This window comes from Rhodohalobacter halophilus, assembly GCF_001715195.1.
GTDB classification, from domain to species: Bacteria; Bacteroidota; Rhodothermia; order Balneolales; family Balneolaceae; genus Rhodohalobacter; species Rhodohalobacter halophilus.
The window spans coordinates 1-14988 of sequence record NZ_MDWE01000025.1; the positions used below are offsets into that span (position 1 = coordinate 1).

Genomic DNA, 14988 nt, shown 5'->3' on the forward strand with positions numbered 1-14988 from the left:
CTGAAGCCTGCCACCTGAAGCCTGCCACCTGAAGCCTGCCACCTGAAGCCTGCCACCTGAAGCCTGCAAATAAAAAAAGCCGTGCTCCCCATCCGGGAACACGACTCCTTCCATCTAACGGTTAATTTACAGGGAGTTTAGTTCATAATAACAGATTCAGTAACATGAACCAGTCCGTTGGTGGCCGGGATGTCACCATTTGTGATCTCAATATTTAGTTCCGGTTCTGCTTCTTCAGCTGGTACTTCACCCTGGAACAGGTGACCGATTACAACATTTTGAGCTCTCTCAGGATCTTGTCTGAGCTGTTCCAATTCAGATCCCATATCTTCAAATGCATCATCAGTGGGTGCAACTACCGTAAAGGGTCCCTGCTGAGCGATTACATTATCCAACTCAGTGGTTTCAAGCAATTCGGCAAGAATGGTGTGGTCATCACTCTCATTAATCACATCCACTACACTGCCGCTTTGTGCAACAGATAGGTTAATGCCTGCGATTAATATGAGTGAGAATATTGCAGTAAAAAGTGCGGAAGTTTTTTTGAAAGTAGTCATAATGATAATCGATTTTGATTTCGAGTTCACTAAGTCATACAGGATTCATCCATGTAGTGTTCCTTCAAAATCTTTGTTTAATAAACGTGAAGGCACTTTTTAATCGTTATTTAACATCGATTAAAAAATATTCTACTGTCAGATCGGGTGAGGGCTGATTTGTTTGGTAGAGTTAAACAATGTTTAAAATGTAAAGCGAGTGAAAATTAAGGTACAAACGATCTAAAAAGTGATCAGAAAAGCAGAATTCGTTATATTACAAGTCTTTCTGAAATTTGATGTCGACAAAAAATATGTCTCAGGCCGGTATAGCAACACAATTAAGTAAAATTGAGCAGGAAGCAGCGCGGAGAAGAACTTTCGCAATTATTTCTCACCCGGATGCGGGGAAAACAACTCTGACCGAAAAACTGCTTCTTTATGGCGGTGCCATTCACGAAGCCGGATCTATTCGGGCCCGGAAGGCAAGCCGGCATGCCGCGTCTGACTGGATGTCCATCGAACAGGATCGTGGAATATCTGTGACCTCCTCCGTTCTCCGGTTTGAAAAAGACGATATCAAGTACAATCTGCTGGATACCCCCGGTCACAAGGATTTTTCTGAAGATACCCTGCGAACACTCGTTGCTGCAGATAGTGGCCTGATGGTAATTGACGTTGCCAAGGGAGTGGAGGAGCAGACTGAGAAACTGTTTGAAGTGTGCAAAATGAGGCGAGTGCCGGTCATCACTTTTGTGAATAAGTGTGATCGCCCCGGTATGGACCCGCTGGAAGTCCTCAGTAATGTAGAAAATAAACTGGGTATTGAGGCGATTCCCGCAAGCTGGCCGGTCGGGTACGGACAGAAATTTCAGGGTATTTATGATCTGATTGGCAAAGAACTTCATCTGTACCGAAAAACCAAGCACGGTGCGCAAAAAGCAGAAACCGAAATTTTCTCCCTGGAAGATGGTTTGGACGAAACAAACCTTTCTGATCATGAAAAAGAGCAGCTCGAGGAAGAGGTGATGCTGATTGAGGATATGTTTGCTGATATGGACCGGGATAAGTTTCAGGTGGGTGAAGCTTCTCCGGTCTTTTTTGGGTCGGCTCTGAACAACTTCGGCCTGGATGTGTTCTTAAAGTATTTCTCCGATTTAGCTCCGTCTCCGCAAATCTACTCCGATGCGGATGGTAATCAACGGAATCTGGATGAACCTTTCAGCGGTTTTATTTTTAAACTGCAGGCCAATATGAACCCGGATCACAGGGATTGCGCCGCGTTTATCCGTATCACATCCGGAAAGTTTGAGCGCGGATTGAATGTGATCCACGAGGGGACCGGCAAAAAAGTGAAAATGTCTACACCCCATACGTTGATGGGTGATGAGAGAAATATTCTGGAAGAGGCCTACCCTGGAGATATTGTGTCGCTTTTCAGTCCGGGCTTTTTTAGGATTGGGTCCACGCTTTATGATAAAAAACCGGTGCGATTCAATGTCATCCCTCTCTTTACACCGGAGCACTTTATGAAAGTTTCGACCAAGGATCCGTTTAAGCGGAAGCAGCTTCGGGAAGGACTGAAGCAGCTATCGGAAGAGGGTGTGGTTCACGTATTTGAAGTTCCGAACGGGGTTGGAAATGAGCTGCTGCTGGGAACCGTAGGTGTACTGCAGTTTGAAGTGGTTGAACACAGAATGCAGGCCGAATACGGAGTGGAGCTTCATATGAGTCCGGTGAATTATCATGCTGCCCGCTGGCTTCCTCAGGATTCGGAAGAGATCATTAAGAAACTGGAGAGCAGCTATTCCACCCAAGTAACCAAGGATATGGAAGAGAATCCGATTGTACTGTTTGAAAGCGCCTATGCGCTATCACAAGCTGAAGAGAAAGTGGGCGGTGAAAATCTGTTTAAGTATAAGCAGGATTGATGCAAGCTTCAGGCTACAGCTCGCAAGTGTCAATACAGAGAAGAGTTTATTTGTTTAGAGAATTAACTTCTCGACTTCATCCCGAATAAAGGCATTCGGGATTTCGCTTGAAGTGACGTCGATAATAACTTCCCCATAGAAGCCTTAAGCCAATCAATTCAACACCCAAATCGCAGCGGTTAGTGCCGTTGCAAAGCTCACCCATAAGATATATGGAATCAGCAGCCAGCCGGCAATTTTGTTTTTTTGATAGAACAGGTGTGTGGTAACAAAGATTACCGTAAGCAGCAGTATAATTTCAATGAGTGCCCACCCGATATTTTGGAGATTGAAAAACAATTGCGACCACAAACCGTTCAAGATCAACTGTAGGAAGAATGCGCTCAGCGCACTTGCTGCATGTTTAAAACCATACTCTTTCCATACAAGCCAGGCGGATATTCCCATCAGCGTATAGAGGGTTGTCCAGACCGGCCCAAAAAGCCAGGCCGGCGGATTCCAGTCCGGTTTATTAAGCGAATTATACCACTCAGGCGAGGCGATGCCGGGCGAAACCAGGGCACCGGTCCATGCAATCAGGTAGCAAAGTGCCAGGAAAAGAATGAAACCTGTAATTTGAACGGGGAGAGAAAGATTAGAGGTTCTCATGTGAACAGAGTTGTTGTTGTATTGGTTTTAATATGAGAATTTAAATTCGTAAATAGAAAATTGATTGCGTAAGATTGTGATGTTTTGCTTAAACTTACCTCGATTCAGAATATCAATCAGCTGTTTTATATATGATTAAAGGATACCGTAAAACCGAATTGTCGGAACGTTCATTCAAGGTGGGGATATTTTCTATAGCACTCCTTTTTACTGCGGTTTTTACCGTTCATGCGCAGGATACAATTCCACAAACTGAGGAGTTTATTTTAGCGCCTGCACCAGAAATGGGGCAGATTTGTAAACTGCCGCCTACAGATATCAACCGAAATTACTTCAAAAAAGCTGAGGAGAGATATAGGAAAATGGCGGATAATGAGGTTAGATCCGCTAATTTTGAAATTACCTATGTAAATAGTTGTAGCGATGGAAGTGAATGGCCATCACAGGCTCAGAATGCATTTGAATATGCAATGGGAATTTGGGAGACATATTTGCAGTCGGAAATTCCAATAAGAATAGAGGCGAGTTGGACACAAAGGGACGAGAATGTGTTGGGAAGTGCCGGCCCTACATTAATTTCGAGGCCGCAAAATGGTGAGCCGGATACCTGGTATTCTATTGCACAGGCAAGTGCTATGTCTGGGGTTGATCAGCTTGAGGGAAATCAGTTCGGCGAGGAGCATGATATTGTCATCAACATGAACTGTAATTTCAGTGATTGGTATTTTGGTACGGATGCACAAACCCCGCAAGGGTTCATAGATTTTGTAACGGTAGTTCTGCACGAAATTGGCCACGGTATTGGATTTATCGGCACGATGGGCGTAAATGAGGACGCTCAAACCGGCAGCTATGGTTTGGGTGATAACAACTGGCCATTTATATACGACCGGTTTACAGAGGATGGATTGGGCAATGAATTGCTAAACACGAACGTGTTTCCAAACCCATCTGTTGAACTTTATCGGGCACTGACCGGGCAGCGTTCAGGTGTCTACTTCACTGGCAATGATGCGCGTGGGGTATTTTCAGGGCAGAGGGTTCCGTTATATGCACCATCGGAGTGGAATGGCGGCTCTTCTTATTCTCATCTCGACCAGGCTACTTTTTCACAACAACAAAATCTGGAAAGCGCCTTAATGAGGCCGCGAATTGATCGCCAGTTTGCAGTGCATTCACCGGGCCCGGTATTCTGTGGTATGCTCAGTGACTGGGGCTGGCCATTGGGCAGTTCATGTCTGGAACTGGTTGGGGCTGAATCAGAAATCTTTGTGGACAGTCAATATACTGTTGATGGATTGGATTTTGGAGTCACAAATGTGGGCGAGCGTGTAGAACGTACATTTGAGATTGAAAATTTAGCGACTGCGGAAGATCCGCTCTCTTATAGCATAAATATAGATAATGATAATTTTGTGATCTCACCTGCGGGCTTGGCAAGCGGAAGTGTTGACCCCGGTGAGAGTGTAATGGTAACTGTGCGATATATACCAAGCAGAGATAGAATTCATGAAGGGACAATCCGAATTTCACATAACGCTTCTAATGCAGCCAGCCCAATATCAATCAGTTTAAAGGGTGAAGCACTGCGTGCAGATGAAATTGCCCGCCTTGAGGATAACTACCCGAACCCGTTCAATCCGACAACAACAATCCCTTACGTGCTGCCGGAGACGTCAGATGTGCGGCTCGATATCTATAACGTAAGCGGTCAGCTGGTGCAAACTCTTGTAAATACACAGCAGGGAGAAGGCAGATATAATCTTCAGTTTGATGCCGCCAACCTTGCCAGCGGAATGTATTTCTACCGTCTGATTGTAAACGACAACGTGTTTGTGAAGAGACTCTTACTGGTTAAATAAGGCAGGGATTATTTAGTGATAGAGTTGAAAATAGAACTTCCCCTCCTTACGAAGGAGGGGATAAAAGGGGTGGTTGGACTAGAATCAACCAAGTTTAAAGGAGCCAGTACACCTTCATTTTAAATTTCCGAAAGATCTCTCAAAAACTGCTCAAACTCAGGTGTGTCATACTTAGCCAGGCCCTGCTTCTCCATCATCAGCTTTCCATCTGCAGAGATGATATAGGTTGTGGGGATGACACTACTTTCATAGGTTCCCGGTACTTTTGTGCGAAAGTGATAGATCGGCATGTCAAAACCTCTTTTTTCCATAAATTGCTTTGCTTTATCAAACTCATCATCCATGGATACAAGGACAAACTTTACGTTGTCATTTTCACCAAACTGCTGATATAATTTGTTGATGGAGGGCATTTCGGCAATGCAGGGCGGACACCATGTAGCCCAGATATTCATAAACACCACATTTCCGTCAAAATACTCCAGTGAAATTACGGTACCATTTTCATCTGCCATGTAAAAATCCCGGTTGGCTTCGGGAAAAGTATCTGTTACGGATGGGATAGATGGTTTGATCAACCCTGTAGCCAGTAAGCCTTTCTGCAGCGTTCCTATCACCGGGGTATGGAGTCCGGTTGCATATAGAAACACGACTACACCAATGATGACTCCCCACTCTATGAGCGCGCGTTTCCGTTTTTTTGCTTTCGTCTCTTTATCTGACATGTCTGTAAATCTGTTCTTGATCATAACTAAAAAGCCGGCAGCTTATTGCTCCGGCTTGTTAGCTATCAATGTGTTAAGTGGCTGCTAAGGGCGGATTTTAATATCCACCTTGCTGTTTGAACTTTCGCTTTGTGTTTGAATGGATACAGTTTGCTGCACACGGTTTGCAATTTCTTTCAAGGCAATTGCAGATGGCGATGCCGGGTCTGCAGCCACAACCGGAGTTCCGGAATCACTGGTTTCGCGGATCTGCTCTCTTAGAGGAACTTCACCCAGGAAGGGTACCTCCAGTTTTTGAGCGAGTTTTCGAGCACCGTGTTTCCCGAAAATATAGTACTTCTTTTCAGGAGCATCATCGGGAACGAAGTAAGACATGTTCTCAATAATGCCCAGAACGGGAACGTTCACCTTACTGAACATGGCAACGCCTTTTCGCGCATCATCCAGAGCCACGGTTTGAGGGGTGGATACAATAACAGCTCCGGTTAGCGGAACGGTTTGAACAATGGTAAGCTGAATATCGCCGGTTCCGGGAGGCAGGTCGAGAATCAGATAGTCAAGCTCTCCCCACTCCACTTCCTGCATGAACTGCTTTACAGCGCTGGTTACCATCGGGCCTCGCCAGATCATCGCCTGGTCGGTATCAACCAGGAATCCCATCGAAACAAGGTGAACACCATGCTTCTCAATCGGGACCAGTTTTTTCTGGGTGGTGATGTTGGGGCGCTCCTTCACATCAAACATGGTGGGAACACTGGGTCCATAAATATCTGTGTCCAGAAGTCCCACTTTTGCGCCGGTCTGGCTTAATGCAACGGCAAGGTTTGCGGCTACGGTAGATTTTCCAACGCCGCCCTTACCGGAGGCTACGGCAATCACATTTTTCACGCCCGGAAGAATCGGTTCCTGTGGAGCTTGCTGTTGGGTATGTTGTTGACCGGCATCATCACCGTCGAGCTCCCTCTGCCGGGAAATGTTAATTCCAATGGTGATATCGAGAACGGCCTCCTTATCAACAAACTTATGAATAGCTTTTCCGCACTCCTTTTTTAGGTAATCGGCCAGGCTGTCATCTTTTTGAGGCATTTCCAGGGTGAATGCCACATACTTGTCCTGGATAATCAGATCCTGAACCAAATCGAGTGTGATCAGATCTTTCTCATATTTGGGGTGGAGAACCTGAGATAGTGCGCTTTTAATTTCTTCTTTGTGGATAGACATAAATGTTTTGCGTGCTTGAAATTGTTACCTTTCAAAAATAATCAGAATATGAGGTAAATTAAACGTTTGCCGTTTAGGTAAAATTCACAGACTTATAAGATACGGTGAAATCATTAATTGATTGTGAATTGAGCAGTGAATCTGCTTTATAACTCATAAGCGTAATATTTGAATAAGAAATTAGATCGATTTATGTCAAAAAGAACACCATTTTATCAGGAGCATGAAAACCTTGGCGCAAAAATTATCGACTTTGGCGGGTTTGATATGCCTGTGCAGTATGAGGGAATCAAACAGGAGCACATGGCAGTACGTGAAAATGCCGGCCTGTTCGATGTTTCTCACATGGGCGAGTTTTTCGTTCGTGGACCGAAAGCGCTGGAGTTGATACAAAAAGTAACCATCAACGATGCGTCGAAGCTTGTGCCGGGCAAAGCTCAATATACGGCAATGTGCTATGAAGATGGCGGCATTGTGGATGACTTGTTGGTCTACAAACTATCCGATGATGAGTACATGCTTGTAGTGAACGCCTCGAATATCGAAAAGGATTGGAAGTGGATTAATAGCCACAACAGCATGGGGGCTGAACTTGAAAATCGATCTGATCAGTATGCCCTTCTTGCATTGCAGGGACCCAAGTCGATAGAAATACTTCAAAAACTGACGGAGAGTGACGTTTCTGAAATTAAGTTTTATACGTTTGAACAGGGAACTGTTGCCGGCGAAAGCGGTGTAATAATCTCTGCAACCGGCTATACAGGCGAGAAAGGATTTGAACTTTACATTGACACAGCCAAGGCCGATGCAACGAAGATCTGGAATGAGCTTATGAAAGCCGGAAAAGATGCTGGACTTGAACCTGCCGGACTCGGGGCGCGTGATACACTACGTCTGGAGATGGGCTTTGCTCTTTATGGAAATGATATCTCGAAAGATACCAATCCTCTGGAGGCCGGGCTGGGCTGGCTTACGAAGTTGGATAAAGGAGATTTTATCGGAAAAGAGGCGATCCGGAAAGTGAAAGATGAAGGGCCGAAAAGAAGGCTGGCAGGATTTGTGATTGATGAAGGAAGAAATGTTCCGCGGTCTGGATATAAAATTCTGGATTTGGACGGAAATGAGATCGGTTTTGTAACAAGCGGAACACAATCTGTCTCTTTGAATAAAGGTATAGGGATGGGATACCTTGAGCTGGATCATGCCAAGGATGGCAGTGACATTCAAATTCAAATCAGAAAGAAAGTGGTTAGTGCAACGGTAACCAAACCGCCTTTTTACAAGAAATAGTTTTATGAGCAGCACAATTAATTTAGATGTATTTTTTTCGGCGCAGTCGTTTCAGGAAAATGAATTGCGCAACAAGTCCGTGGTAGTTATTGACGTGCTTCGTGCTACCTCAACGATCGTGACCGCCCTAATGAACGGGGCGAAAGGTGTGATACCTGTTGAGGATATGGGAGAAGCCAGCCGTATATCGCAAAGTGTGGATTCGGACAATTACCTTCTTTGTGGCGAAAAAGACGGTACCAAAATTGAAGGGTACGATCTTGGGAACTCTCCACTGGAGTACGACCGTGAAACCGTGGAAGGGAAAACCCTGATTTTTAATACAACGAACGGAACCAAAGCGATTAAAAAGTCTCTTGGGTCAGCCAGGATTTACATGGCTTCGTTTCTCAATTTAAGTGCTATTGTGAGTTCACTTTCAGCCGAAGAGAATGAAATTGTGTTGCTTTGTGCCGGCTGGAAAGGTCGTCTTGCGCTGGAAGATGTGTTGCTTGCAGGGAATATTATCTACAATTTAGGCGATGGACAGTTGCCGGATGACGCCAATGACGGCGCAAAAGTAGCCTACGGGCTCTATGAAAAATATTCTGATGACATCAGATCGGTGATATTTCAATGCAACCACGCTCAGAGATTGAAAAATGTGGTGGGAACCGACGATCTGGACTACTGTTGTCAGACAGACATAACCGATCAGTTACCTATTTTGCACGACGGAATTATCTCGATTTAATATGGCGAAAAAAAAGCAAAGCGGTTTTTTCAGCAATTTTAACTACTCCAGAAAGATGGAGGTGGCGGGGATACTGATAATGGCGGTGGCCGGATTGCTGCTGCTAAGTATCGCTTCTTACAATCCATCCGACTATGCAGTTGTTAAATCCCTCAACTCAGGATCTATTTTTCAGGTAGATCAGGGACCGGCACTTCGCATCAGCAATTGGCTGGGCGTTGTTGGGGCATATATCTCCTACATGCTGGTTCATACGCTTTTTGGTTATACCAGTATTATTTTGCCAATTATCGTTGCATCACTGGGCTGGTTTGTATTTCGTCAGAATGATCTGGCGGACCTGGGCTGGCCGGCAGCTTACGGGCTGTGGGTGATGGTGCTTGCCTCTACAATATTGGGTTGGTTCCACAACCGTTTTGAAGCCTATTCCATGGCATGGAGTGGAAATTCCGGAATTTACGTGGCAGGTATCCTTGAAAATATTCTTGGGATTGGTTCTATTATTCTGCTGTTGGTACTCATGTTTGTATCTCTGCTGATCCTCGCCGATCGCGACCTTCAAAAAACCGTTGAGCTGATTCAGAGCTGGAAGTCAGATTTTAAAGATAAGAGAGAAGAAAAACGTGAAGAGAAGCGGAAGAAGAAAGAGCAGAAAAAGCGCGAAAAGGAGGAGAAAAAAGCAGTTAGGCAGAGACAAAAAGCAGATGCTCAAATGAAACGAGAGCAGAAACAGAGCAGTGAGCCTGAAGCGAAAAAGGAATCAGCATCCATCGACGATATTGTTGAGCGATCACAAAAAGAGGATGAAGAGCGGGAAGCACAACGTAAAAAGGAGAGTGCCGAACTTGAAAAACAACCGCCCCGAGCCATACTCGAAAAGAGTCCGGATAAAACAGTAGAAGATGAAGACGACGATGTAGAAATTTCAGTTTATGTGGGAGAGGGTGACGAAGAAGCCAGTGATAAGGAACTGGATCGCCTCAACAAGAGCAAGGCGAAGGAAGTGCCGATCATTAAATATAAATTTCCGGGAATTGACCTGCTGACTTCACCACCGAATGAAGGAAATGAAGTGGACCTCGAGGAGATTAAAGAGAATAAGCGAATTATCCTTGATAAGCTGAAGCGCCACAAAATTGAGATTCTTGGAATTAACGCGATTGTAGGGCCAACGGTAACCCTTTATGAATTGGAACCCGCTCCGGATGTGAAAATCAGCAAAATTGAGAGTTACGCCAACGATCTAAAAATGGCGACCGCTGCACACGGTCTTCGGATTATAGCTCCAATTCCCGGTCGGTCTGCAGTTGGGATTGAGGTGCCGAACAGCTCGCGTGAAACGGTTTTTATAAAATCGGTGATTAACACCAAAAAATTTGTGGAGACCGGGTTCGAGCTGCCGGTTGCCTTCGGGAAGACAATTGAGAATGAAGTTTTCATGATCGATCTGACGAAAATGCCTCACCTGCTCATTGCCGGTGCAACGGGATCGGGTAAATCGGTCGGTATCAATACGATTATTACCTGTCTGCTTTATAAATGCCATCCCGATGATCTGAAATTTGTGATGATCGATCCGAAGAAGATTGAACTCTCTCTCTATCGCAATATTCAGAACCACTATCTGGCGGTACTTCCCGGCTCTGATGAACCCATTGTAACGGATACAACCCGTGCAATGGAAACGCTGGAAAGTGTTACAAAAGAGATGGATGAGCGCTACGATCTGCTGAAAATGGCGATGGTGCGCGACATCAAGTCGTACAACGAAAAATTTGAAACCGGTGAACTGGACGAGGAGCTGGGGCACCGTCATCTGCCATACATTGTGGTTGTTATTGATGAGCTTGCCGACCTGATGATGACGGCCGGTAAACAGATTGAGGAACCGATTGCCCGCCTGGCTCAGCTTGCCCGCGCCATTGGAATTCACCTTGTTGTGGCAACGCAGCGTCCGTCTGTGAATGTAATTACAGGAACCATTAAAGCGAACTTCCCGGCGCGAATTGCCTACCAGGTGGCGTCGAAAGTGGATTCCCGAACAATTCTCGATACCGGTGGGGCAGATCAGCTGATTGGTCGCGGTGATATGCTCTTTTCAAACGGCGGGGGAATGACTCGGATCCAGAACGCCTATGTGGATACAGATGAAGTGGAGCGCATAACGTCCTTTATCGGCTCGCAGCAGGGATATAAAAAACCATTCCAGCTGCCGGTTATCGAAGATGAAAATGAAGGAATTCCGGACCCGCTGGATGATATCGACGACTATTTCAAAGAGGCTGCAAAAATTGTGGTGATTCATCAGCAAGGGTCGGTTTCGCTACTCCAGCGGAAATTGAAAATCGGATATAACCGTGCCGGAAGAATTATTGATCAGCTCTACAATGCCGGTGTTGTGGGGCCTTATCAGGGAAGTACGGCGCGTGACGTAAAAATTGATGATGAAGAAGATCTCGAAGAAATTTTTGATGAACTGGGAGTTTGACCGGCGGAATAATCTACGAGTCCTGAGAACGTTGAATGGGAACTCACCGGCGGTAACACGGTTAGCATGGATGTGTACAGAAATGAAAGAAGATTGATTATGAAGCAAGCCACTACATTTGCACTTATACTGCTCCTAAAGCTGATCTTTTCGGCAGAGGGATTTACTCAAACTCCTGAATTTGATCGGCTGAAAGCAAATTTTGAGGAGGGTCTTATTCTGGAAGCGGACTTTTCACATCTCTATAAAGATGCATTTACGGGGGAAGAACAGTACTCCGAAGGAAAAATATGGATCGGGAAAGAGAAGTACCGGATTGAAGGCGATATGCAGTCTATGGTAGTAGATGGAGAGATCTCCACAGTTTTTGACCGATCCCGAAACCGCGTGATCATCAGCGAGTACATTGAAGAGGAGGACGATTTTGCACCATCCAGAATGCTGCAGGGCGTTGATGAATCATTCTCAGTATCTGAAGAGAGCGGTAATGAGGGGCAGACAGTGGTCACATTAGCTTCAGATGATCCGTTTACTGTATTTCAGACGGTGAGAATCTACCTGAACGAAAATGGGAGTCCTGAGCGGATTGTTGCTGTAGATCAGGTTGAAAATGAATTAATTACCATGTTTGAAAACGGTTCATTCCGAAGTGCAGAGCCCACTATTTTTGAACTGAACATTCCGGATGAAGCTGAAAAAATAGATCTGCGTTACGAAACAGAATGAAAAAACGCCGAATTGTTAACATTGCCGTTTCCATTGTTGTAGCCCTGTTGTTTATTCAGCTTGCTGTTCGCAACGTAGATGTTGCCGAACTGTGGCAGCAGATGAAACTGGCAACCTTTTACTGGTTGCCTTTTTTCGTTTTAGCACTCCTGGCAAGTCACTGGATGCGTGCCGAGAGATGGAGATTGCTGCTGGCCAATGAGAAAACCTACATTCCGAGATCCACTCTTTTTGCCGGGGTCATGCTGGGTTATGTTCTCAATAATGTGGTTCCAAGGCTGGGAGAAGTGAGCCGGCCCGTTTACGTTGCCAGAAAACAGGGGTTGAGCTCCAGCAATTTGCTGGGTACAATTGTAGTGGAACGGCTTTTTGATCTTGCCACCATGATGTTGTTAATTGTGTTTGTATCACTCTATTTAATACGCGATGTGGGCCTGCTTGAACAGTTGTTTGGTACCGAAAGCTGGCCGTGGTATGCATATTTAGCCATACCTCTTTTTTTTCTGCTGGTAATTGCGGGGATTTGGTTGATCTATAAAGTGCTAAACTACAGTGATCAGAATGAACCCTTCAACAGTTCAATTTTAAATTCCATCTTTCAGAAAGCGAGGTCGTTTACAGAGGGAATGATCTCTATTCGGCACGTGAACAACTGGCCGGTTTTTCTTCTTTTGACGGCCGGCATCTGGATCGGGTATATTTTTATGACCTACTTGCCGTTCTACATGATGAATTTTCAATCGGTTTACGGCCTGACGATGAGTGACGCTGTCGTGCTCACAATGGTTTCATCCATCGGGGTGAGTATTCCAACTCCTGCGGGAATTGGGTCGTACCACCTGTTGATTCAGCAGAGTATGTCTCTTTTATACAATATTCCGCTGGTTACAGCGCTTACATACGCAACCATTGCGCATGGCGTTACTGTACTTTTGGTATTTATCATCGGTCCGATTTCCCTCTGGTGGGATAAGTTCAACTCACTTGCATCCGGGAATCCGAATTAAATTGTACATTGCCAAAAGATCTAAGAAATTTTACATAAAAAGCTGTTAGTTTCTCACTGTTAAATGATGAATAGTTCTGAATTTATGAATCGACTTTTTGTAACTGCTCTTTCTGTCCTCTTCACATTCGGTGTAGCGGGAATTGTTTATGGTCAGGATGCTCAGCAATCTGAAGCGCAACAAACTCTCCTTCCGGAAATAGATCCGCAGGATATTGAGATTAGAAGCCAGTTTCAGGCACGTTTTCCGGGACTGAGACGACAACCTATTCTCGGTTTCAATCCAAGACCGCGTGTTTTTCAAATTGACCCCAATAGAACTCCGTTTTTTGAAGATGAAGAGACCGTCGTGGCCAATCTTCCGGTAGGGGTTCTCGAACGACCTGAAGCACCGCAATACACTCCGCTGGGCTATACCGATCCTAAAAACGGATTTGCGAGACTGGGCATTGGTAGTTATATCTCGCCGGAAGCTGATATCTATGCGATTGGAAAAATCAATAACAGAAATCGCGTTGCCGCTCAAATAAATCACTTTTCTACAGACGGGCACCTGGATAATTTTACAGACTCACGCCGCAGTTCAGAGATTGGCCTGAACTCCATTCACCGGGCTTCCCAAAAAACCACACTTCGAACAAATCTGTCGGTCAACTCAGGTTTTAATCACTACCCGGGTCTCTACACTGTAGACGGGGAACCTGCATCCGGCAACGACCGGGTTGAACGGCTGGGCATAAAAGGAGGATTTAACGTTGATTGGGCTCAAACGTCATTGAGTGGTGTCCAGTTTAGTCTTCACGGAGGATCCAACCAGTTTGATCTCTCCTCAGATTTTCCGGAACTGCAAACGGATGACGTTAGTGAATGGAATGCTTCAAGTTCTGTACAATATTCTCGTCTTGGTGACAATATCCAGGAAGTTCACAGACTGAAAATTAACACATCATTTGGCGGGGTGAATGATTACCTGGGAGAGAACCAGAGTTGGTCTGTAACAACAGCTTCCGCACACTATGAAAGACTTTTCAACTACCAGACGGATGTAAAAGCAAGTTTGGGAATATCCGGTGCAACGGATGCAGTGAATGATTTTTCTCTCTACCTCTCCCCGGAGGTTACCGTAACACACACGCTCTTTTCCGGCGTGGATTTAAAGGGTCATCTTTCCGGCACACCATCATACCGGCAGTGGGGTTCCATCCACAATGAAAATAGTTACGTAAGTTTTTCAGATTCTCTTCAGCATCAGTTTGAGTGGCTGGCATTTGCTGAAGCCCAAATTGAGCCAATATCAGGTACTACTTTCAGCGGGGGGATTTCATATCAGAATATTAAAAATTATCAGTTCTACAATCGCAATACTACATCGCTTGTTGATAGCCCGGGAACCGATGCCCACCTGTTTGGGGTGAACTATCACGATGCAAATATGTTCAAAATCTATGGCTCTTTCGCACAAGACATTCGTCCGGACGTGTTCTGGGTGAGTGCAGATGGTTCGTGGCAGCGGGCCAGACTCTCAAATGAGGGAAAAATTCCGTTTATTGAGTCGTTAAACATAAAAGGAACCGTTGCACTGCGCCCGTTCAAACAGTTAGTTCTCCAGGGCTGGGGCGAATATGTGGGGGGCCGGGATGATTCAGACGGGAATTCACTGTCGTCATTTATGCTCCTTGGAGGCAGTTTTGAAATTTCTTTGGCTGAACGGCTGGGAGTCTACGGTAAACTTGTTAATTTATTAGGCGAAGAGTATGAGCTGTGGCAAGGATACCCCGAAAGAGGTTTTCAGGGCTATATTGGAATCACATACCTATTTTAA

12 protein-coding genes are annotated in these 14988 nt (G+C 45.2%); 8 read left to right on the top strand and 4 right to left on the bottom strand.

The annotated features are described in order from the left end of the window. Positions 1-137: 137 nt before the first annotated feature. Complete coding sequence (locus tag BG260_RS08320; protein WP_069131601.1) at positions 138-557, bottom strand: fasciclin domain-containing protein; 420 nt, start codon at positions 555-557, stop codon at positions 138-140. Positions 558-835: 278 nt separating this feature from the next. Between BG260_RS08320 and BG260_RS08325 the strand changes: the two genes are divergently transcribed. Next, positions 836-2467, top strand: a complete 1632-nt coding sequence (locus BG260_RS08325) for a peptide chain release factor 3 (RefSeq protein WP_245683929.1) — start codon at positions 836-838, stop codon at positions 2465-2467. Between the two features lie 153 nt (positions 2468-2620). Here BG260_RS08325 and BG260_RS08330 read toward each other — a convergent pair whose 3' ends face one another. Beyond that, positions 2621-3115 (bottom strand): TspO/MBR family protein, encoded by a 495-nt coding sequence (locus tag BG260_RS08330; RefSeq protein ID WP_069131604.1) that lies wholly within the window; start codon positions 3113-3115, stop codon positions 2621-2623. Between the two features lie 131 nt (positions 3116-3246). On the opposite strand from BG260_RS08330, the gene BG260_RS08335 reads away from it, so the two are divergent. Next, positions 3247-4977 carry a T9SS type A sorting domain-containing protein gene (locus BG260_RS08335; RefSeq protein ID WP_069131606.1) on the top strand — a complete coding sequence of 577 codons (1731 nt, stop codon included), beginning with the start codon at positions 3247-3249 and terminating at the stop codon, positions 4975-4977. Between the two features lie 119 nt (positions 4978-5096). Here the strand turns inward: BG260_RS08335 and BG260_RS08340 are convergent, their stop codons facing one another. Both BG260_RS08340 and BG260_RS08345 read right to left on the bottom strand, forming a co-directional pair. Continuing rightward, positions 5097-5702: a TlpA family protein disulfide reductase gene (locus tag BG260_RS08340; protein ID WP_069131661.1), complete on the bottom strand. Its 606-nt coding sequence runs from the start codon at positions 5700-5702 to the stop codon at positions 5097-5099. An 84-nt stretch (positions 5703-5786) separates the two neighbouring features. Beyond that, positions 5787-6923 (bottom strand): Mrp/NBP35 family ATP-binding protein, encoded by a 1137-nt coding sequence (locus BG260_RS08345; RefSeq protein ID WP_069131608.1) that lies wholly within the window; start codon positions 6921-6923, stop codon positions 5787-5789. 192 nt (positions 6924-7115) lie between these two features. Between BG260_RS08345 and gcvT the strand changes: the two genes are divergently transcribed. From gcvT to BG260_RS08375, 6 genes are all read left to right on the top strand, one after another. After that, entirely contained in the window at positions 7116-8213 is a 1098-nt protein-coding gene (gcvT, locus tag BG260_RS08350) for a glycine cleavage system aminomethyltransferase GcvT (RefSeq protein ID WP_069131610.1), read from the top strand. A 4-nt stretch (positions 8214-8217) separates the two neighbouring features. Continuing rightward, positions 8218-8946, top strand: coding sequence for a 2-phosphosulfolactate phosphatase (locus tag BG260_RS08355; RefSeq protein WP_083750193.1), 729 nt, complete (start codon positions 8218-8220; stop codon positions 8944-8946). A 1-nt stretch (position 8947) separates the two neighbouring features. Further along, positions 8948-11434, top strand: a complete 2487-nt coding sequence (locus BG260_RS08360; RefSeq protein WP_069131612.1) for a DNA translocase FtsK — start codon at positions 8948-8950, stop codon at positions 11432-11434. 99 nt (positions 11435-11533) lie between these two features. Beyond that, complete coding sequence (locus BG260_RS08365) at positions 11534-12160, top strand: LolA family protein (protein WP_176719465.1); 627 nt, start codon at positions 11534-11536, stop codon at positions 12158-12160. Beyond that, the gene (locus BG260_RS08370) at positions 12157-13167 is read left to right on the top strand and encodes a lysylphosphatidylglycerol synthase transmembrane domain-containing protein (protein WP_069131615.1); all 1011 of its coding nucleotides are present in this window, start codon (positions 12157-12159) and stop codon (positions 13165-13167) included. The genes BG260_RS08365 and BG260_RS08370 overlap by 4 nt, the downstream gene beginning before the upstream one ends. A gap of 84 nt (positions 13168-13251) precedes the next feature. Then, positions 13252-14988: a TonB-dependent receptor gene (locus tag BG260_RS08375; protein WP_141691550.1), complete on the top strand. Its 1737-nt coding sequence runs from the start codon at positions 13252-13254 to the stop codon at positions 14986-14988.